Annotated in this window: 17 protein-coding genes; 3 read left to right on the top strand and 14 right to left on the bottom strand. The window is 64.6% G+C overall.

Annotation, left to right across the window (positions count from 1 at the left end; genetic code table 11):
• Window positions 1-28 precede the first annotated feature (28 nt).
• The 6 genes from ACKTEK_RS02870 to ACKTEK_RS02845 all read right to left on the bottom strand — a co-directional run bounded on the left by ACKTEK_RS02870 (window position 29) and on the right by ACKTEK_RS02845 (window position 5,290).
• Window positions 29-469: an acyl-CoA thioesterase gene (locus ACKTEK_RS02870; protein ID WP_409163727.1), complete on the bottom strand. Its 441-nt coding sequence runs from the start codon at window positions 467-469 to the stop codon at window positions 29-31.
• Window positions 469-1,623 carry an iron-containing alcohol dehydrogenase gene (locus tag ACKTEK_RS02865; protein ID WP_409163726.1) on the bottom strand — a complete coding sequence of 385 codons (1,155 nt, stop codon included), beginning with the start codon at window positions 1,621-1,623 and terminating at the stop codon, window positions 469-471. Before ACKTEK_RS02865 ends, ACKTEK_RS02870 begins: the two co-directional genes overlap by 1 nt.
• Before the next feature lie 107 nt (window positions 1,624-1,730).
• Entirely contained in the window at window positions 1,731-2,909 is a 1,179-nt protein-coding gene (gene argE / locus ACKTEK_RS02860) for an acetylornithine deacetylase (protein ID WP_409163725.1), read from the bottom strand.
• A complete protein-coding gene (locus ACKTEK_RS02855) occupies window positions 2,906-3,577 on the bottom strand; it encodes a DUF1028 domain-containing protein (RefSeq protein ID WP_409163724.1) in 672 nt (223 codons plus the stop codon). Before ACKTEK_RS02855 ends, argE begins: the two co-directional genes overlap by 4 nt.
• A gap of 9 nt (window positions 3,578-3,586) precedes the next feature.
• Entirely contained in the window at window positions 3,587-4,006 is a 420-nt protein-coding gene (locus tag ACKTEK_RS02850) for a RidA family protein (RefSeq protein ID WP_409163723.1), read from the bottom strand.
• 12 nt (window positions 4,007-4,018) lie between these two features.
• Window positions 4,019-5,290 carry a flavin-containing monooxygenase gene (locus ACKTEK_RS02845; RefSeq protein WP_409163722.1) on the bottom strand — a complete coding sequence of 424 codons (1,272 nt, stop codon included), beginning with the start codon at window positions 5,288-5,290 and terminating at the stop codon, window positions 4,019-4,021.
• Between the two features lie 227 nt (window positions 5,291-5,517).
• Between ACKTEK_RS02845 and ACKTEK_RS02840 the strand changes: the two genes are divergently transcribed.
• From ACKTEK_RS02840 to ACKTEK_RS02830, 3 genes are read left to right on the top strand one after another with little or no spacing between them, the layout of a single operon-like run.
• Window positions 5,518-6,429, top strand: coding sequence for a 3-keto-5-aminohexanoate cleavage protein (locus tag ACKTEK_RS02840; RefSeq protein WP_409163721.1), 912 nt, complete (start codon window positions 5,518-5,520; stop codon window positions 6,427-6,429).
• The gene (locus ACKTEK_RS02835) at window positions 6,426-7,490 is read left to right on the top strand and encodes a 3-hydroxyacyl-CoA dehydrogenase NAD-binding domain-containing protein (protein WP_409163720.1); all 1,065 of its coding nucleotides are present in this window, start codon (window positions 6,426-6,428) and stop codon (window positions 7,488-7,490) included. Before ACKTEK_RS02840 ends, ACKTEK_RS02835 begins: the two co-directional genes overlap by 4 nt.
• Window positions 7,487-8,368: a DMT family transporter gene (locus tag ACKTEK_RS02830; protein WP_409163719.1), complete on the top strand. Its 882-nt coding sequence runs from the start codon at window positions 7,487-7,489 to the stop codon at window positions 8,366-8,368. Before ACKTEK_RS02835 ends, ACKTEK_RS02830 begins: the two co-directional genes overlap by 4 nt.
• Window positions 8,369-8,779: 411 nt before the next feature.
• On the opposite strand, the gene ACKTEK_RS02825 is transcribed toward ACKTEK_RS02830, so the two are convergent.
• The 8 genes from ACKTEK_RS02825 to ACKTEK_RS02790 form a co-directional block, all read right to left on the bottom strand.
• Window positions 8,780-10,447 (bottom strand): ABC transporter ATP-binding protein, encoded by a 1,668-nt coding sequence (locus ACKTEK_RS02825; RefSeq protein WP_409163718.1) that lies wholly within the window; start codon window positions 10,445-10,447, stop codon window positions 8,780-8,782.
• A gap of 5 nt (window positions 10,448-10,452) precedes the next feature.
• Window positions 10,453-11,514 (bottom strand): ABC transporter permease, encoded by a 1,062-nt coding sequence (locus ACKTEK_RS02820; protein WP_409163717.1) that lies wholly within the window; start codon window positions 11,512-11,514, stop codon window positions 10,453-10,455.
• 12 nt (window positions 11,515-11,526) lie between these two features.
• Window positions 11,527-12,483: an ABC transporter permease gene (locus tag ACKTEK_RS02815; RefSeq protein ID WP_409163716.1), complete on the bottom strand. Its 957-nt coding sequence runs from the start codon at window positions 12,481-12,483 to the stop codon at window positions 11,527-11,529.
• 194 nt (window positions 12,484-12,677) lie between these two features.
• Window positions 12,678-14,288, bottom strand: a complete 1,611-nt coding sequence (locus ACKTEK_RS02810) for an ABC transporter substrate-binding protein (RefSeq protein WP_409163715.1) — start codon at window positions 14,286-14,288, stop codon at window positions 12,678-12,680.
• 582 nt (window positions 14,289-14,870) lie between these two features.
• Window positions 14,871-16,121, bottom strand: coding sequence for an amidohydrolase family protein (locus ACKTEK_RS02805; protein ID WP_409163714.1), 1,251 nt, complete (start codon window positions 16,119-16,121; stop codon window positions 14,871-14,873).
• Window positions 16,122-16,124: 3 nt separating this feature from the next.
• Window positions 16,125-18,656, bottom strand: coding sequence for an ATP-binding cassette domain-containing protein (locus tag ACKTEK_RS02800; RefSeq protein WP_409163713.1), 2,532 nt, complete (start codon window positions 18,654-18,656; stop codon window positions 16,125-16,127).
• Between the two features lie 6 nt (window positions 18,657-18,662).
• Window positions 18,663-19,532: a branched-chain amino acid ABC transporter permease gene (locus ACKTEK_RS02795; protein ID WP_409164878.1), complete on the bottom strand. Its 870-nt coding sequence runs from the start codon at window positions 19,530-19,532 to the stop codon at window positions 18,663-18,665.
• 105 nt (window positions 19,533-19,637) lie between these two features.
• A complete protein-coding gene (locus ACKTEK_RS02790; RefSeq protein WP_409164877.1) occupies window positions 19,638-20,816 on the bottom strand; it encodes an ABC transporter substrate-binding protein in 1,179 nt (392 codons plus the stop codon).
• Window positions 20,817-20,935 lie beyond the last annotated feature (119 nt).

Genomic DNA, 20,935 nt, shown 5'->3' with positions numbered 1-20,935 from the left:
GGGGTCGAAGCAGCCTGTATGAAAGGTCTCAGGCCTGAACCACGATCTGCTCCAGCGCGGTGCGCAACCTGTCGTTCAGCGGGGCGGGCTTGCGCGAGGCCTTGTCCACGTAAACGTGGATGAAGAACCCTTCGGCGGCAGCGACCTCATCGTCGTTGCGGAACAGGCCTACCTCGTAGCGCACCGAGGACGTGCCGATCCGGCCCACGCGAAGCCCCGCCGTCACCACGTCCGGGTAGGCCATTTCCGCGAAGTAGCGGCAGCCGGTTTCCACCACCAGTCCGATCTGTTCGCCTCCGTGGATGTCGAGCGCGCCCTGCGCGATCAGCCAGCCATTCACCGAGGTGTCGAACAGCGCGTAGTGGACCACGTTGTTCATGTGGCCATAGACGTCGTTGTCCGACCAGCGGGTGGTAATCGGATAGAAGGCGCGGTAGGCGTCGCGCTTGCCGGGATCGGGTTTCGCCATCACCACGCCGCCGTGTAGATCGACAGCGCGTCGGCTTCCGACACACCGCGCGGATTGTTCACCAACAGGCGCGTCTGCTTCATGGCGTCCGCCGCCATCTTCGGCAGGGCGTCCTTGCCGATGCCGACCTCCTGCAGCCGCGTTTCCATGCCGAGCTTCTTCGACAGGTCGGCAAGGCTCTCGATGAAGGCGGCGCAGCGGGCCTGGCTGCCCTCTTCCTTCGACAGTGCCGGGAAGGCATCGCAGGCGATCTCCGCGTAGAGATGGGCGGCGTCGGGTGCGTTGAAGCGCAGCACGTGCGGCAGCACCAGCGCGTTAGACAGGCCGTGCGGCACGTGGAACGTGCCGCCGATCGGGTAGGCCAGCGCGTGGACGGCAGCGACCGGCGAATTGGCGAAGGCCTGCCCCGCCAGCATGGAGCCGAGCAGCATCGCGCCGCGCGCATCGGTGTCCTTGCCGTTGAAGACCGCCGCCTCGATGTTGGCGCCGAGAAGCTGCAGCGCCTGCTTCGCCAGCATCTTCGAGAGCGGGTTGTTGTTGGCGCTCCTGGAGGCATAGGCCTCGATAGCGTGGACCATGGCATCGACGCCGGTTGCCGCCGTGATGTGTGCCGGCAGGCCGAGCGTCAGTTCCGCGTCCAGCACCGCGATATCCGGTAGGATGACGGGCGACGAGACGCCGCGCTTTTCTTCCTCGCCGACGGTGATGATGGAAACCGGGGTGACTTCCGAGCCGGTGCCCGCCGTCGTCGGGATCAGCGCCATCGGCAGGCGCGGACCCTTGGCCTGCGCGACGCCCCAAGCTTCGTCGAGATCTTCGTTCGAGCCGAGCAGGAGGGCTGCGAGCTTCGCCACGTCCATGGACGATCCGCCGCCGAAGCCGATGACGCCGGTCGACCCGGCGCCTGCTTCCACCGCCTTTTCCAGCGTCGCGCGGGAGGGGTCTGCCTCGACCGCGTCAAAGACCGTCACCTCGATCCCGGCGTCCTTCAGCGATTGCAGGGCCGGGTCGACGAGACCCAGCTTGCGCAGGCCGGGATCGGTGACGAAGAGGATATTGCCCCCGAGCTTCTTGCCGACGATTTCGGCGAGCCGCCGCGCCGCGCCCGGTTCGAATACGATGCCCGGCGTGGTGTTGAAGGTGAATGGCGTCATGTCAGGTGGAGCTCCCGTCCCGGAATTTCGTGTTGTCATTGGTTGGGCGGGATTTCATCACCCTTGCGCGCCCGCGCCAAGGGATCAGCGCACAAGCGAGCATCCCGCTAGAGGCATACCCGCGCGATGAGTGCGTCCAGCATCGCGTCACAGGCATCGAGCTGCGAGCGCGCAATGAACTCGTCGGGCCTGTGGCCCTGGTCCATGTTGCCCGGCCCGCAGACGACGGTCGGGATGCCGAGCGCGGAGAAGAACCCGGCCTCCGTCCCGTAGGCGACCTTGGTCGTCTTCGCGCCGTGCGAGGCATCCAGCACGGTGGCGACGAATTCGTGGTCGCGGTCGATATCAAGGCCTGGATACGATTTCAGTTCCTCGATCTCCACCGCAGCGGCGGGAAAGCGCGCGCGGTGCGGCGCGGCGATGGCGTCCGCGAGCTTGCGCAGATCGGAGACGATCTGTCTTGGATCGTCAGCGGCCAGATGGCGTACCTCGAACTCGACCAACGCATGCTCCGGCACGATGTTGGCGGCGATGCCGCCGGCGATTTTCGCCACGTGAATGGTCGTGTAGGGCACCTCGTAGCCCTCGTCGCGCGCGCCGCTCGTTGCGAATTTCTCCTGCATGCCGCGCAGGCCGGTCACGAGGTCGGTCGCCAGATGCAGCGCATTGAGGAAGTCCGGTGCCATGGCCGTATGCCCGGGCGTGCCCCGGCAGGTGGCGCGCAGGAACAGCTTGCCCTTGTGGCCGGTGGCAACAGCGAGCGAAGTCGGCTCGCCGACGATGCAGCAATCCGGCAAGCCGATCGACGGTTCCAGATCGCCATTCATCTCGCGGATGCCGACACAGCCGATTTCCTCATCATAGGAGACCGACAGCTTCAGCGGTGTCTTCAGCGGCCTGTCCGCGTGGCGCAGGGCGGCTGCCAGCGAGCAGGCGAGAAAGCCCTTCATGTCGGTGGTGCCGCGCCCGTAGAGCTTGCCGTCGTCCTCGATCATCTCGAACGCATCGCGCGTCCACGCCTGCCCTTCGACGGGCACCACGTCGCTGTGGGACGACATCAGCAATCCGCCCGGACCTTCCGGTCCGAGCGTGGCATAGAGCCCTGACTTTTCGCCCGACAGGCTCTCGACGCGTCTGCAGGTGAAGCCTGCGCCGGACAGCAACTCTTCGACCCACGCGATGATATCGTGGTTGGAGCGCTCGCTCACAGTGGGGAACGCAATCAGCTTTTCGAGTATGTCGCGGCTTTCGCGCATAGCGTGGGTAAGACCTTGCCTGTGGTTCATTGGTCGCCGGGCACGCCGTAGGACGGTGCCCCGCTCGGGTCGAGCGCACGTTGAACATAGTCCGCCATTTGCGGCTTGTAGATGGCCCACGCGGCCTCGATTGCCGCGATGGGACAATCGTCGGTCCAGTCGCAGCGCAATTCGGCCAGCGGCCAGGCCAGTTCATCGACGATCAGCATCCCGGCGGAATGGACCGGCCCGGCCTCGCCGCCCGCCTCCAGCCCGGCGCGCATCGCCTCCAGCAGCCGGTCGCCGATGTGACCGCGCGCGGAGAGAAACCCGTCGACGATGGCTTGCGGCACGACTTCGTTCGCCAGCAGATTGCCGCCGGATGCAACGTCCTGCGCTGCCGCCTGCCCCCACTTGCCGAGCACGTTGGTACCCGAGTGGATCGCGGTTTCGCCGTCGCGGTCCACGGCCAGCACCTGCCTGTACTCGATATGCTCGCGACCCTTCAGCGAGGTGACCGCCTCGTTGGCGCTGCGGCCGGCCTCCAGCATGTCGAGCACGCGGGTGCCGAGAGCCGGATCAGTGACGTTCTGGCTGGCGACCGCGCCGACGCCGGCGCGCGCATGGGCGCAGCGCGCCGCGACAGCCGGCGAGGACGAGGACACCGCGACACCGAACATGCCGGTTTCGCTGCAGCGTGCGACGAGGGAAAAGGTCACCGCTTCACCTCACGCCTCATCCGGGATGACGGCGGTGGCCTCGATCTCGACCAGCCATTCGGGCCGTGCCAGCGCGGTGACGACAAGGCCGGTGGACACCGGGTAGACGCCCTTCAGCCACTTGCCCATCTCGCGGTAGACCGCCTCGCGGTGGCGAATGTCGGTGAGGTACACGACCACGCGGCAGACATGCTCCATGGAGCCGCCGGCCTCCGCCATCAGCATGGCGATGTTGGACATGGCCTTTTCCGCCTGCTTGCCGGCATCACCCACATGCAGGCTCTCGCGCGTGTCGAGGTCCTGCGCGATCTGCCCGCGCAGGAAGACCGTGCGCCCGCGCGCGACCACCGCCTGGGACAGGTCGTTGTCGAGTTTCTGCTCCGGGTAGGTGTCGCGCGTGTTGAACTTGCGGATGCGCTCATGCGCCATGGTGGCTCGTCCTCATTCGCTGTCGCCGTGGGCGGTGGGCCGGTAGGACAGGTATCCGTCCAGCTTGGCGATGTGGTCGGAAATGTACTTCGCGTCGTGCCACACGCCCCAGATGAAGCTCGACCCGCGCCGCGACTGCCACGGCAGGCCGAGGAAGTAGATGCCCGGTTCCTCGCTGACGCCGCGCCGGTGGTTTGGCCGCCCGGCCTCGTCCAGCGCGTTGTCGACTTTCAGCCAGCCGTAGTCGTTCTCGTATCCGGTCGCCCAGAGAATGGTGCCGATGCCGGCCTCGGCAAGGTCAAGTTCCAGAATCTGTTTGGTCATGCAGTCGGGATCGGGGCCAATCTCGCGGGCCTCGATCTCTTCGGGCAGGTCCAGCTCGTTGCGCAGCACGTAGGCGTCGGCTTCATCCAGCAGCGAAAGGTAGTTGGCGTCTCCGCGCGCTATGTTGGTCGCAAGGTCCGGGTTGAAGTGCATGACGCCGTCTTCGAACCGGTCGGTCCTGCCGAGCAGCGTGATGCCGTGGCCCGCCATGCGGCGGAAGTCGATGGTCTCGCCGCCGCGCGCACCGGAGACGGCGATGGTCACGTGCTCCGCGCCGCCAGGCGGCGTCGCGGCATCCCACTTGCCGAGCACGCCCAGCCACCAGACATTGTCGCGCCCGCGATAGGCGCGCGGCGGGCGGTCATGCGGGCCGATGGAGAGGTAGACCGTGCGTCCTGCACGGTTCAATTCATCGGCAATCTGCGTGCCGGAGGACCCTGCCCCGACGACGAGCACCGCGCCTTCGCCAAGTTGGTCGGGATTGCGGTAGTCGTGTGAGTGAAGCTGCGCGATGTCGGTATCTTCCGGCACCAGCTTCGGGATCACCGGCACCTGAAAGGCACCGGTCGCGGCAACCACGTTGCGCACCTCCAGCGCACCGAGGCTCGTCTCGACGCGAAAGCCCGGCCTGCCGTGCAGGCGCTCGCAGGAGGTGACCTCGACACCGGTGCGGATCGGCGCATCGATGCGCTGCGCATAATGGGTGAAGTAATCGACGACCTCCTCCTTCGGGGGGAATTCGTCCGGCCCGCTCTTCGGATACTCCAGATTGGGGAAACGGTCGTGCCAGGCGGGGCCGTTTGCCACCAGTGAATCCCAGCGCGCGGTGCGCCAGCTTTCGGCCACCCGGTCCTTTTCCAGCACGACATGCTCGATGCCATCGGCGCGCAAATGTTCGCTCATGGCGATGCCGGCCTGTCCGGCGCCGACGACGAGCGTGTGGGTGGTTTCTATCGACATGGGCATCCGTTCGGGAAGAAGGCAAATGGAACCGGCAATCAAGCACCGGCGGCGGCGCAGATAAAGCGCTTTCGACAGTGCGCTTTGGGCCGCATGGCAGAATTGCGCCTGCCCGGTGGCGCGGGCGCGCGAAGTGCGATTAACGTCGGTTTCCAGATACCGGGTCCGGACCGGATGCTCTTCACTTCACGGGCATTCGCAACCGGACCGACAGTTTGAGGAAACCGATGCCGCTCGCCATGAATACCGAGGTCTTCGTCACCTGCGCCGTCACCGGCTCGGGCGGCACGCAGGACCGCTCGCCCCACGTGCCCCGCTCGACCGAAGAGATCGCCAACAGCGCCATCGACGCGGCGAAGGCCGGTGCGGCCATCGTTCATTGCCACGTTCGCGAACCCGACACAGGCAAGCCGAGCCGGCGGCTGGAACTCTACCGCGAGGTGACGCAGCGCATCCGCGAGGCCGAAGTCGACGTGGTGCTGAACCTCACCGCCGGGATGGGTGGCGACATGGTGTTCGGCTCCAGTGAAAAGCCGCTGCCGCTGAACGAGGCCGGGACCGACATGATCGGAGCCGCGGCCCGCGTCGAGCACGTGGCGCAGTGCCTGCCGGAAATCTGCACGCTCGACTGCGGCACCATGAACTTCGCCGAAGCCGACTACGTGATGACCAACACGCCGGGCATGTTGCGCGCCATGGGCGAGATGATGACCGGGCTTGGGGTGAAGCCGGAAATCGAGGCCTTCGACACCGGCCACCTGTGGCTTGCCAAGAACCTCGTCGAGGAAGGGGTGCTGGACGACGACGCCCTCGTCCAGCTTTGCATGGGCGTGCCGTGGGGCGCGCCCAACGACCTCAACACGTTCATGGCGATGGTCAACGCGGTGCCGGACAACTGGACGTGGTCGGCCTTCTCGCTCGGCCGCAGCCAGATGCCGTATGTCGCGGCCTCGGTGCTCGCCGGCGGCAATGTTCGCGTCGGACTGGAGGACAATCTCTGGCTCGGCAAGGGCCAGCTGGCCACGAACGCGCAACTGGTCGAACGCGCGGTCTCCATCATCGAGAACCTCGGCGCGAAGGTCATCGGCCCACAGGAGGTCCGCGACCGGCTGAAGCTCACCAAGCGGGCCCCGAAATGAGGGCGCTGCCGCGCAAGGCCGCCTGCATCGGCGGCGGCGTCATCGGGGCTGGCTGGATCGCGCGCCTCGTCCTCAACGGTGTCGACGTCAATGTCTTCGACCCCGACCCGCAGGCCTCGCGAAAGGTCGGCGAGGTCATGGCCAATGCGGAGAAGGCCTACAAGCGGCTGGCGGGCGACGGCGGCCTGCCCGCACCGGGCAAGATCACCTACTGCAACAGCCTGCAGGATGCGGTCCGCGATGCCGACCTCGTGCAGGAGAGCGTGCCGGAACGCATGGACCTCAAGCACAAGGTGCTGGCCGAAATCGACGCGCACGCGCCATCCGAAACGGTGATCGGCTCGTCCACCTCCGGCCTGCTGCCGAGCGAGATGCAGTCCGTCATGGCGCGGCCTGAGCGCCTCGTTGTCGCCCACCCTTACAACCCGGTCTACCTGCTGCCGCTGGTGGAAATCGTTGGCGGACGGCAGACGGCGGCCTCGGCGGTCGCGCGGGCTGAGAAGACCTACGCGTCCATCGGCATGAAGCCCGTCATCATCCGCAAGGAGATCGAGGCCTTCGTCGGCGACCGGCTGCTGGAGGCCGTCTGGCGCGAGGCGCTCTGGCTTATCCGCGACGGCATCTGCACGGTCGAAGAACTCGACGACATCATGCGCTATTCCTTCGGGCTTCGCTGGGCGCAGATGGGCCTGTTCCAGGTCTACCGGATCGCCGGAGGCGAAGCGGGCATGCGGCACTTCATGGCGCAGTTCGGCCCGGCCCTGCAGTGGCCCTGGTCGAAGCTGACCGACGTGCCGGAGTTCAACGACGAACTGGTCGACCTCATAGCCTCGCAGTCCGACGCGCAGTCGGACAAGTGGTCGATCCGCGAGCTTGAATCCATCCGCGACGAAAACCTCACCGCCATCATGGACGCGCTGGGTGCGGCACGTGGCGGCGAAGGGTGGGGCGCGGGCGCGCTGATGAACGAGTACAAGGCGCACCTTGCCGTGCGGGCCGCAAAACCCGAAGGCAGCGAAGATGATGCGGCCAGACCGGGACCGCAGGCGGACCCGGCGTGAACGAGCATCTCAAGGGTTTCCTGCTGACCAGCCTCGGCGTGCTGGCCATCGTGCCGGACAGCATCCTGATCCGGCTGATCGATGCGCCGGACCTTGCCGTCGTCTTCTGGCGCGCGGCCTTCACGACCCTCACGCTCTTCATCGGGCTTGCAATCTACTATCGCGGCCGCCTGCCCGCCAGGCTGCGCAGCATGGGCTGGCGCGGGCTCGCTTACGGCATCCTGTCGTCGGGCGGCATCAGCTGTTTCGTGCTGGCGGTGCAATACACGACCATTGCGTCCGCCGTGATGATCGTGGCGACGACACCGATCTTCGCTGCCCTCATCAGCCGCATATTTCTCGGTGAGCCGCTGACGCCCCGCAAGCTTGGAACGATTGCCGTCTGCGTCGGCGGCGTCGCGATCATCACTGGCGGCGGCGACTTCACCGGAGACATGCTGGGCGAACTGTTCGCGCTGTGCACGGCCATCGCACTTGCCAGCGCGCTGACGATCGCGCGCGCGGCGCGGCACATGTCGATGGTGCCGTCCGCCGCGCTCGGCTACCTGATCGCCTCGCTCATCACCCTGCCCTTCGCCGCGCCCGGCGAGATGGACGCGACCGATTTCGGCTACGCGCTGCTGCTGGGCTGCGTCTTCATTCCCTTCGGCGTCAGCCTGCTGACGCTGGGACCGCGCTACATCTCCTCGGCGGAGGTTTCGCTGCTGCTTCTGCTGGAGGCGACGCTGGCCCCGATCCTCGCATGGTACGTGCTCGATGAAGTGCCGGGGCAAAGCACGCTTGTCGGCGGCGCGATCATCCTCACCGCGCTGCTCGCGTCCAACCTGTGGGCGGTCGCGAAAAGCCAGCGGAATGGCCGGAAAACAGCCCGCGCTTAACGCTATGTTTTCCGGTTTTCGCTGATATGCAGCCTGTGCATGAGAATTCGTGCCGCGCCCCCTTGCGCCGGGCTACGAAGAATGCCAATTGGCGGAAATGGAAGCGGTGACGAAAAACCGCTTGCGACCGACACCCTTGAAAACACCTCTGGCCGTGGAGTCACACCATGAACCGTGACGATCTCATCCGCGAATTCCGTAACCGCAGCGGCTCCTGGCAGGCGCTTGTGGGGGTGTATATTTGCATTGTCGGTGCCATGGTGCTCTCGGGCATGGCCATCGTCTGATTGGGCACCGGCGCATTTGCGCCAGCGGCCTCGACACGTGCCCGCACGACCCCCTGACATCAATGACCTGAACGCGCTGGCGATATGAAACGTCGAGCGTGTCTTTGGCCGTCACCGGCAGCGATCACTCGCCGCCGGTGGATGCGTCAGATGCCTCGCCAACATTGTCGACGCCACGCTCTTCGAGCAGCGTGGTGAGCCAGTTCGGGTCCATTTCCGGAACCGAGGACAGCAGCAGGTCCGTATAGGGATGATGGGGCGGCTTGAACATGACGTCCTTCGGACCCTGCTCCACGACCTGGCCCTGCCGCATGACAACCACCTCGTCGGCAATGGAACGCACCGTCGCCAGATCGTGGGTGATGAACATGTAGGCTAGGTTCAGCTCTCGCTGCAGCTTGTCGAGCAGCTTCAGGATGCCCTCGGCCACAAGCTGGTCAAGCGCGCTCGTCACCTCGTCGCAGATGATGAAGGTCGGCTCGGCCGCCAGTGCCCGGGCGATGCCGATACGCTGCTTCTGCCCGCCTGAGAGTTCCGGCGGATAGCGGTCATAGTATTTCGATGGTTCCAATTCGATCAGGTCGAGCAGTTCATCGACGCGCGCCTTCAGTGCCGCGCCGCTCAACCCGCTGTAGAATTTCGCGGGCCGACCGATGATCTCGCTGATGCGAACCTTCGGGTTCAGCGCGGTATCCGCCATCTGGTAGATCATCTGCGCCTGGCGCAACTGATCCTTGGTGCGGTCCTTGTAGCTGGGCGGAAGCTCCTCACCGTTGAACATGATCTTGCCCTTGGTGGGCGGCAGCAAACCGGTGATGCAGCGCGCAGTGGTCGATTTGCCCGAGCCGGACTCACCCACGACGGCGACCGTCATGCCCGCAAAGACGTCGAATGAGACGTCTTCCAGCACCTTCACTGGTCCATAGGCGGCATCGATGTCCTGTACCGAAACGACCGGGACGGCATCGGGGCCGACGGGCCGGCTCTTCTGCTCCTTCTGGAAGCTGCGCACCGCCCAGAGGCTCTTGGTGTAATCCTCTTTCGGGCTCGCCAGCATCTGTTCGGTGGGCGCTTCCTCCACCTCGTTGCCCTTCAGCAGCACCTTGATGGTGTCGGCCATCTGGGCAACCACGGCAAGGTCATGGGTGATGTAGATCGCGGCGGTGTTGAACTGGTCGACGATATCGCGGATCGCCGCCAGCACCTCGATCTGGGTCGTCACGTCGAGCGCCGTCGTCGGTTCATCGAAGATGATGAGGTCGGGGCGGCAGGCCATGGCCATGGCCGTCATCGCGCGCTGGAGCTGGCCGCCGGACACCTGGTGCGGGTAGCGGAAGCCGATCTCCTGGGGGTTGGGCAGACGCAGGCGCTCGTAGAGCTCCATGGCGTCTTCCTGTGCCTCCATGCGCTTCTGGATGCGGTACTGGACCGGTGCCTCGGTGTGCTGGTCGATGATCTTGTGCGCCGGGTTGAAGGAGGCTGCCGCCGACTGCGCAACATAGGCGATGCGCGAGCCGCGCAGCGCCCGCAGATCGCTTTCGGGCGTCGTCGTCAGTTCCATCCCGTCGAACTCGATCGAGCCACCAGAAATCTTGCAGCCGTCGCGGGCAAAGCCCATGGCGGCCAGGCCGATGGTCGACTTGCCGGCACCGGATTCACCGATGAGGCCAAGAACCTCGCCGCGATGCAGCTTCAGGTCGACGCCGTGGACAATCTCGATCCACTCGTCGCCGGTGAAGCCCTCGATGTGAAGATCCTCGATATCGAGAAGGACATCTTTCTTGGCAGGCATGTCGACTACTCCTTCAAGCCGGACGAGCGGTACAGCATCCAGTCAACCACGAAGTTGACCGCGACCGTGAGCAGCGCAATGGCTGCCGCGGGGATGAGCGGTGTCAGGTCGCCGAACGAGATCAGCGTTGCGTTCTCGCGCACCATCGAGCCCCAGTCCGCCGTGGGCGGCTGGATGCCGAGGCCGAGGAACGAGAGACCGGCGATCAGCAGGAACACGAAGCAGAATTCCAGACCGAACTCGGCAATGAGCGGTGCTGTCGAGTTGGGCAGGATTTCCCTGCGGATCAGGTACCAGGTGCCTTCACCGCGCAGGCGCGCCGCCTCGATGTAGTCCATCACCACCACGTTGCCGGCGACCGCCCGCGTGAGGCGGAAGACGCGCGGTGCGTAGATGAGGCCAACGACGATGACAATCACCAGCAGCGACGTGCCGAAGATCGACAGCATCAGCAGGGCGAAGATGAGCGAGGGGATGGACATGAAGACATCCGCCACGCGCCCGAGAATCTGGTCGATCCAGCCGCCCTTGGTCGCTGCCAGCAGGCCGGTAAGCGCACCGAGCGTAAAGGCGAGTGCGGTGGCGACCAGCGCGAGGCCGACCGAGTTGCGCGCGCCGTAGACGATGCGGCTGAAGATGTCGCGACCGAGCTGGTCGGCCCCCAGCAGCATGTTTTCATCGGGCGGTGCAAAAGCCGTCGAGATGATCTGCGCCTCGCCGTGCGGTGCGATGATCGGGGCGAAGATGCCGGCCACCGCATAGGTGAAGATCACGAACATCCCGAAGGCCGCAGTCAGCGGTGCCGTGGCGATTTCCTTGGAAAGGCCCGTCGGCAGCACAGCCACGAGGAACTCTCGGAAGGCATAGGAGACACCGGCTGCCAGTGCCAGCGCTGCGGCTGCAGTGGTGATGAAACGCAAGGCGGGAACGCCGCCCAGAATGCCCATCAGGAAGGACACCAGCGTGAGTGAAAACAGCAGCAGGAAGACGGAACGCTTTCCGTAAAAAGCTGCAAGGCACGAAGCGCCAATGAGAAGGGCGTAGTAGCCGATAACGAAGCTGTTCATTGTCCGCCCCCCTTACTTCGGATGCCGCAGGCGCGGATTGGTGAGGATCGACATCACGTCCGCTGCGAGGTTCAACAGGATGAAGGTTGCCGCAAAGATCAGGCAGCAGGCCTGCACCACGGGGAAGTCGCGCTTGGACACCGCATCCACCAGCAACTGGCCGATGCCCGGGTACACGAACACCACCTCGACCAGGACGACGCCCGTTATGAGGTAGGCGAGGTTCAGGGCGATAACGTTGATGATCGGGGCCCATGCGTTCGGCAGGGCGTGGCGCACGATGACCTTCCAGGGCGGAACACCCTTGAGCCGCGCCATCTCGATGTAGGGCGAAGCCAGCAGCGAGATGATCGCCGCGCGGGTCATGCGCATCATGTGCGCCGTGACGACAAGAACCAGCGTCAGCGCCGGTAGGAAGGTGCGGTAGAGCAGATCGCCGAAGCTCATGTCACCGCGAAGGCTCGAAATCGCGGGGAACATGCCCGTCTTCACCGACAGGTAAAGGATCAGGATGTAGCCGAGAAAGAATTCCGGCGAGGAGATCGAGGTCAGCGTCAGGACGTTGGCGACACGGTCGAAGATCGTGTTGCGCAGCAGGGCGACGATGACACCGAGAACAATGGAGATCGGAACCGCGATAACGGCTGCGTAGGCGGCCAGGAACAGCGTGTTGGCGAAGCGCTGGGAAATGGCGGAGGACACCGGGTCACCGGAGATGAGCGAGACGCCGAAATCCAGCTGGATCGCGCCAAGGAGCCACTCGAAGTAGCGAATGAACCAGGGATCGTTGAGCCCCATTCTCTCGCGCAGCGCGGCGACGGTTTCGTCCGTTGCACCCTGGCCGAGAACCGCTTGGGCGATGTCGCCCGGCAGCAGTTCGACCGCAAAGAAGATCAGGAGCGAAATCACCAGCAGTGTGATCAGCCCCAGCCCGAGGCGCTTTGCCACGAGCCTGAAAATATCCTGCATTTACCCCCCTCCAGGTCAGTCGGGCCGCATGCTGCGGCCACAACGCCTGTTCCTTGCCGCAACGGTCACCCCAACGACCGTGCTGCGGAAAGGAACAGCCAAGCAGAAACTTGGACTTGCAGCCGCCTCAGGTGCGGACTGCGATATACGGCGCCCCGAGCGGGGCGCCGTATACATTGTTCATCATGCACCGATTATCCGGTGAACCACCAGCGGCTTGCAGCGCGGGCACCGTCGCACTCCCAGCTCGCGGCCAGGTTTTCCGGTGTGCCCACGTTGGAGCGGTTGGCGTAGACGAAGTTGTTGAAGAACGGGATGACCGTCCCGCCATCGTCACGCGCCAGCATCGCCATCTCGTGGTACATCTCCTTGCGGCGCGGCTCGTCGAGCTCGGCCTTGGCCTGAAGCAGCAGTTCGTTGAACCGCTCGTTCTGCCAATGGCTTTCGTTCCAGGCTGCGTCGTCCTTGTAGGCCAGGGTGTACATGACGTCCGGCGTCGGACGCGCACCCCAGGACACGAGGCAGAACGGCTTCTTCAACCACACATCGGAGTAGTAGCCATCGTTCGGCTCGCGGACGACGTTGATGGTAATGCCCGCAGCCTTTGCGTGCTCGGCATAGAGCACCGCCATGTCCACCGCACCGGCATAGACGCTGTCGGCGGTGGAAAGATTGACGGTCAAGCCTTCCGCACCGGCCTTCTTGAGCAGCGACTTGGCCTGGTCGGGATCGTACTCGCGCTGTGGAATGTCCTCGGGCCAGTAGGGCTGGGCCGGGGAATGATGGAAGTCGTTGCCAATCGTCGCGGCACCGAAGGCGATCTTCTGGATGATCTCCTCGCGGTTCATCGACAGCTTCAGCGCGTTGCGAACGTCGACATTGTCGAACGGCGCGGTATCGCAGAACATCGGCAGCGTGATGGCACCCGCCGACGGGATGTTGTGGATCGTGATGTTGGGATCGCGCTGCAGCAGCGCCATCGTCTTCAGTTCGATCAGCGAGACCGCATCCACGTCCCCGGTCACCAGCGCCGTCTGGCGCGCGTTCGGGTCGTTCAGGGTGATCATCTCGATGCTGTCGAAATAGGCGCCTTCGCGGTGCCAGCCATCGTGGCGCGACAGCGTAAAGCGCACACCGAACTCACCGCTGTCGATCTTGTAGGGGCCGGAGCCGTCGCCGGACTGCCAGTCGATGGTGCCGTCGTCGTTGGCCGGGCAGATGGCGAGGTGGTAGTCGGTCATCAGCCAGGGCAGGTCGGCATTGCCGCGCGACAGCTTGATCACGACGGTGTAGTCGCCGTCCTTGGTGATGTCCTCGACGTCGGTCAGCAGCGCCTTCGCAGCAGAGGTCGACTTCTCGCCACGGTGATGGTTGAGCGAGGCGATGACGTCATCAGCGGTGACCTTGCCAGCCTTGTGGAAGCTGGCGTTCTCGGTCAGCTTGAACGTCCATTCCGAGGCATCCTCACTGGCTTCCCAGCTGTCTGCCAGGTCAGGCCCGAGCGAGCCATCGCCATTGATCATCGTCAGGTAGGATCGGTGGGTATGGGCGAGATAGATCATGGTCCGGGTGAGATAGGTGCCCGGATCGTGGGTGTCCGACGTGTTGCCGTCATGGATGCCCCAGCGGAACGCGCCGCCCTGCTTGGGCGTCTGGGCTGCAACCTTGGTGGTCCACAGGCCGGTGGCTGCCGAGGCGGTGACGCCGGCTGCCATCGAGTAGTGCATGAAATCGCGGCGGTTCAGCCGGCCTTCGCGGGCAGCTGTAGCGATACGATCAATAAGGACCTGTTTTTCGTCCTTCATGGATTCTCCTCCACTGTCTTTGAATTGCATGTCGGGCCCGGCTCGTCCGGGCCTCTGTTCCAACCTCTGGCGTGTCCGCCTGCTTGGGCGGAACATCGTTTATCGGTTCTGATGTTCCCCCCGTCGCGGGGTGCGCCGATTGTCCAAATGCGACATTCGCCTAGCAAAACACGAACGGGCGGGCGGTACCAGTGAGTAACGGCTGTTTTCTGCGGAAAATTTGCCGCACCTCAAATAGGCTATTCGCGACCCGGCTTAGCGTAATTCGACCTCGAATGGGCTACATATCAATGTAAAAACAGCTTATGTCGGATGAATTCAAATGCCGTCTGACAAACCAATACGAAGATTAACCTATAAATAAATTTCCAGTCCCAACATAAATACGATTGATCGCGCTTCGTGGGCCGTGACCGTCAAGCACATGACGGTCTTGATACATGATTTTTCCCGTAGCGGAAAATTTCAGCGCGATTGGCACGGTCCGGCGTGCCCCAACACGGAGGCCGACTTGAGCGAACTCGAAAATTGACGCTACGGCGAGAAAGCGTGGCGACGACACCCGACGAACATCGACGGCGATCAGTCGTCCGTTTCGTCCGCCCGGAAAATGACAGGCAAGGGTCGCTGAAAGGTCATCTGGCCTGCTTTCATGCCCCACAGGGGCTGGGCGATTTCGGCCACCGCATCGGCGCGGCTGCCTGCATCGACAAGGACAAGGTCTGCCGGCTTGCCGACCTCGATGGCGCTATCCCGGTGCATGAGGCCGCGCGGCACGTCCGACACGAACGCAAAGCATCGTTCTAGGTCTTCCGACGTTCCAAGCTGGCTGACATTGGCGAAGAGGTTCGCCATGCGCGCCAGAGAGCAATCGCCGAACGGCGTGAAGGGGTTGAGCACGTTGTTGGTGGCAAGCGTGCAGGCAACACCTGCGGCGTCCAGCCGGTGCGCAGGCGCAACGCCGCGCGGAATGCCGTGGTCGTGGTCGCGGCCCATGAGGAACAGGTCGGTGGCGGGCAACACCGTCACGGCGATGCCGGCATCGCGCAGGATCGCCGCCGTCTCGACCAGTTCCTTTTCCGGCAGCATCGACAGCTTGGAGACATGGCCGATGGCCACCCTGCCCTGCCAGCCATGCCGGATGGCCTCGGCGGCAACCTTGTCGAGATGGCGCCACGACGTGTCGAGGTCGAAATCGAGATGGAAGTCGAGGTCGACGTCAAACTCCCGCGCGGTCTTGAACAGCCACTCGATTTGCCCATCCGGATCGCTGTCCGTGTAGGGGCATCCGCCCAGGAGGTCGGCGCCGAGTTCCAGCGCGCGCACCAGCAGTTCGTCGGTGCCCGGATTGTTGATGAGGCCTTCCTGCGGGAAGACGCAGATATCGATATCCATCGCCCAGGCGAAATCCTGCTTGAGCTGGCGGATGGCGGAAAAGCCGATGAGGCCGATGCCCGGATCGATTTCGACATGCGTGCGCATGGCGGTGGTGCCCTGCACCAGCGCTTTTTCGATCACCTTGCGCCCGCGCGCATAGATGTCCTCGGCACTGAAAGCGGCCTTGGCGGCGCTGACGGCTGCAATCGCGCCTTCCAGCGTGCCGGTTTCGTTCACCGCGTAATCGAGGATGCAGGCCTTGTCGAGGTGGATATGGCTTTCGGCAAAGCCGCTGAACAACAGATTGCCGCCGGCATCGAGGCCGGGAGCCGACGTCTCGATGCGCGGCGCGATCTCGCGGATGATCCCGTCGGCAATCGCGATATCGACGGTGCCATCGCGGCCATGCAGGCGCGCGTTCCGGATGAGGGTGGGCATCAGGTAGATTGTGGACATGGGTCAGGCCGCGCTGTTGTTGTCTTGCGCAGGCTCTGCAATTTCGGCCTCGCCGAGATAGGCCTTTATGAGTCCCTCGTCGCGGGCAAGCTCGCTGGCGGAGCCTTCCATGACGATTTCGCCCTGCTCGATCACGTAGGCATAGTCGGCAACGGACAGCGCCAGCGTCGCCATCTGGTCGACGAGCAGGATGGTGATTCCGGCGTCGCGCAGTTCGGCGAGGATGTCGTAGAGCTCCTCGATCAGCGCGGGCGCAAGGCCCAGCGAGGGTTCATCCAGCAGCAGCACGCGCGGGTTGGCGACGAGGCCGCGGGCAATCGCCATCATCTGCTGCTCGCCGCCGGACAGCAGCCCGGCCGGCTGGTTCATGCGCTCTTTCAGACGGGGAAAGCGCGCAAAGACCTTGTCGCGCTCCTCGGCCGTTAGCGCTTCGCCCCGGCGGTATTTTCCAAGCTCGATGTTCTCAAGCACGGTCAACTCGGGGAAGACCTGGCGGCCTTCCGGCACCAGAACCAGTCCACGATCGACGATTGCGTGGGTGGGCAGATTCTGGATCTGCTTGTCGTCGAGAATGATGTTGCCTTCCACCGGGCGCAGCAGGCCCGACAGCGTGGAGAGAAAGGTCGATTTGCCAGCGCCGTTGGCCCCCAGCAGCGTGACCATCTCGCCGGGCCGCACGCGTAGCGACACGGATTTCAGCACCGGCGCTGCACCGTAACCCGCCGTCAGGTTCACGGTTTCCAGCACCGCATCGGCCTTGGTCTCCAGCGGTTGCGCGCGCGAATTGTCTGCGCTGATCCCTTCGCCGAGATACGCAGCGACGACGGCCGGGTCCTTGCGCACCTCGCTCGCCGTCCCGGTCGCGATGGGACTGCCCGCATCGACCGCGAGGATCTTGTCGGAGATGCCCATCACCATGTCCATATCGTGCTCGACGAGGATCACCGCGAGGCCTGCATCCGCCAGCCGCCGCAGCAGCCCCGACAGCGCCTCCTTGTCGGCACGCATCAGCCCGGCCGCAGGTTCATCCAGCAGCAGAACGCGGGGCTTGGTTGCCAGCGAGCGGGCGACTTCCACGAGCCTGCGATCCACATGCGGCAGGTCGCCGGCGCGGCGGTCGATCTCGCCGGCATAGCCGCAATAGCGCAAGAGGCCTGCGGCGAGCGCGCGGCGCTCCGCGTTGGCAAGGGCCGCGAACGGGTGGCCAAGGGCGCCGTTGGGCAGTGCGGCGACAACGTTGTCCACCACCGACAGGCTCTCGAACAGCCGCGTCGTCTGGTAGGTGCGCGCGACGCCATGAGCTGCGGCGAATTCCGGCGGCTTGCCCGCGATGTCCAGCGTGCCGACCCGGACAGAGCCGGTATCGGGCGAATAGAACCCCGACACGATGTTGAGGACCGTCGTCTTGCCTGCACCGTTGGGACCGATGATCGACGTCACCTCGCCTGGCATTGCGGTGAAGGACACGCCGTCCACGGCGCGCACGCCGCCGAACGCGATGGCGATGTTCTCGACCGCAAGCTCGGTGTCACCGGCAAAGCCCTCGATCATTCTGGCGATCTCGGCTTCAGGCCGTGCTGCGGTGTCGCGCGGGCGTGACGGGACGAAGCTTGCGATTGTGCCGACGATGCCGCGCGGGGCCAGCAGCAGGACCGTGACCAGCAGGCCGCCGAAGAACAGCAGGCGGTATTCGGCAAGCGAGGACAGGAACTCCGGCAGCAGCACGGTGACGAGCGCGCCGACGACCGGCCCGAGAACCGTGCCCGCCCCGCCGAGGATGACGGCGAAGAGGTAGAGGATCGATTGCGAGAACGGAAAGTTGCTCGGCGCGATGAAGCCCATGAGCGGGGCGAACAGCGTGCCCGCCAGCCCGGCGGTTGCGGCTGCAATGGCGAAGGCGATGAGCTTGATCGTGAAGGGCTTGTAGCCGACCGACTGGGCCGCGATTTCCGCATCGCGCAGCGACTTCATGGCAAAGCCCCAGCCGCTGTCCGAAACCCAGCGATAGCCAAGCGTCAGCAGCCCGCACAGCACGACGGCCATCATCACGAGGTCGGCTTCGGAGAAAGTGTAGCCGCCGATGCTCGGATTGGAGAACCCCATCAGCCCGTTCTGCCCGCCGGTGAGCGAGCGCCACTCGATGGCCGTGTGCTCCACGATGAAGGCGAAGGCGATGGTCACCATGGCAAGGAACGGCCCCGCCATGCGCACCGCAGGCACCGCCAGCAGGCAGCCGGCGAACGCCGACAGCAGCACCGCGATGGGCGCGGCCAGCCAGTAGGACACACCGTTCAGCGTCAGGATGGCGGTCGCGTAGGCCCCGATGGCAAGGAAGCCGACCTGGCCCAGCGAGATCAGCCCGGTGAGGCCGTAAAGTACGTTGAGGCCGATGCAGGCGATGGCGGTGATGGCCACCAGCCCAATGATGAAGTGGGTGTAGCCGCCGGTCGTCAGCACAAGCCAGATGCCGGCGAGGGTGCCGAGAAGGATGACGAGGTCGACCAGCCGGGCGCGATTGGAGAGAAGCTTTGCCACGGCGCGTCAGACCTTCTTCAGGCCGGGCCGGCCGAACAGGCCGCCGGGCTTGATGGTGAGCACGACGATCACCAGCGCGAAGACGGCGATATAGGTGAAGGACGAGCCGAGATAGGTCGTCACGAAGGCTTCCACCAAACCATAGAGAAAGCCCGCGATCATCACGCCGGAGGCCGACGTCATGCCGCCGAGGATGGCGACCGCGAAGGCCTTCAAGCCGAACAGGGTTCCCATGTCGGAGTGCACGGAAAAGAGCGGCGCGATCAGCAGCCCGGCGAATCCCGCCAGCATGGAGGAAATGGCGAAGGAGCCGGAGACCATGAGGTTGGTGTTGATGCCCATGAGGCGCGCGGCCTGCCGGTTCTGCACCACGGCGAGCAGCGCCCTGCCCTGCCGGGTGTGGCGGAACAGCAGGTGCAGCAGCACGGCGACGCCGATGGCCGCGAAGGGGATGAGCACCTGCTGGGGATAGACGCCGGTGCCGAGGATGTTCCAGGTGGTGCCCGTCAGCGGCGAGGACAGGCTGCGCGGTTCGTTGCCGAAGGTGAACAGCGCGGCGTTGTCGAGGAAGATGCCGCCGGCGACCGTCGCCATCAGCCAGGCTTCCGAGCCGCGCATGACGAAGGGGCGCACGAGCACGAGTTCGACCAGCACGCCGAACAGTCCGCAGCACAGGATCGCCAGCGGGTAGCCGACGATGACCGGCAGGCCCCAGCGCTGGCAGAAGATGAAGCCCAGCACCGCGCCGAGCATGACAACGCTACCCTGCGCGAAGTTGACGGTGGAGGACACCGAATAGGTGATCTGGAAACCGAGCGCGATGAGCCCGTACATGCTTCCAAGGCCGATGCCTGTGATGATCGCGACGACGAGCAGGGTCATGGGGCGTTCCGGCTTCCTGCGTGAGGCTTCAAAAATCGAGACTTCAAAATAGGGTCTGCGGCGGCGCGCGGCCGCCGCAGTGTCTTGTGTCAGGCGCGGTTACTCGCCGAGCGGGATGATCTGGCCGTCCACGAAGTGGGCGAAGGTGTAGTCTTCCGGTCCAAGCGCATCCTGGTCGTCCGGGGTGAACGGCTTGTCGTAGGTCTTGATGACGCCTTCGATGCCGGAGACCTCATACATGGCCTCGCGTATGGCCGGGCCGTCGGTTGAACCGGCCTTTTCGATGGCGGCCGCCAGAAGCAACATGGCGTCATAGGCATTGGCGATGCCGGTCGCGGGCGTCACGTCGGCGAGCGTCTTGATCTCCGGGAACTTCTCCTTGAGCGTCACGAAGAGCGGGTCGCTTTCCTCTGTGAAGAGGAAGGTCTGGATGAAGTGCACCTTCTCGCCACTCGGGCCGGCCAGCTCGGTAAAGCGGCCACCGGCAGGACCCCAATGCGAGGAGATCGGCACGTCCCAACCCATGCGGTCGAGCGACTTCACGACCTGCGCGGACGGGGCGACGTTGGCGACGAGAAAGAGCGAGTCCGCGCCGGCTTCCTTCAGGCGAGTTAGCTGCGGGACGACATCGACATCGTTGCTCTCGAACTTCTCGATGCCGGCATGTTCCATGCCGCGCTTTTCGAGCGCCTTGGTCAGGCCGCGCTCATTGGATTCACCCCACGGGTTGTTGATGAGGATGAGGCCCGGCTTCTTCGCACCGTACTTGGTGACGAGATACTCGGTGATGGCTTCGTCGACATACTCGTCCACGGCGGAGACGCGGAAGACGTAGTTCTCCTCGGCGCCGTTCTTGGTGATCGGCGTACCGGCGGCCCACGGACCGACGAAAACGACCTTTTCCTGGTTCACGAAGGGGACGATTGCGAGCGAAACCGGCGTGTCGAGACCACCGATCAGGGCAGCGACGCCTTCGCGCTGTACCAGTTCGCGGGCAGCGACAAGGCCCTTGCCCGGGTTGCTCTCGTCGTCACGGCTGACGAGTTCGACTTGCTTTCCGAGAACACCGCCCTCGGCATTGATCTTGTCGATGGCGAGCGTCAGGCCGCGCGTGATGGCCTCGCCCGACTTCGCGGACTGGCCGCTGAGGGCTGCGACGAGACCGATCTTGACGGTCTCCTGGGCATGGGCGGGGATGGAGGCTGCGAAGGGAAGCGTCATCGCGGCGGCAAGCACAAGGCGCCGTGTGACGTTTCGGGTGCGGGCAAGTTCTAGCATCTGCGTCTCCTTGAGGATCTGCGGTGGGTCCAAGCGGCGAGTTCTTCGCTGCAATGGCCGTGCCAGAATCAAAAGTCTTGTCCGTTCAATGGTTTGACTATTTGCGCGCCACCATCATC

The organism is Tepidamorphus sp. 3E244, assembly GCF_046159835.1.
Lineage (GTDB): Bacteria > Pseudomonadota > Alphaproteobacteria > Rhizobiales > Tepidamorphaceae > JACKJK01.
The sequence above is the reverse complement of the archived record's forward strand: the minus strand, read 5'-3'. Positions and strand labels throughout refer to the sequence as shown.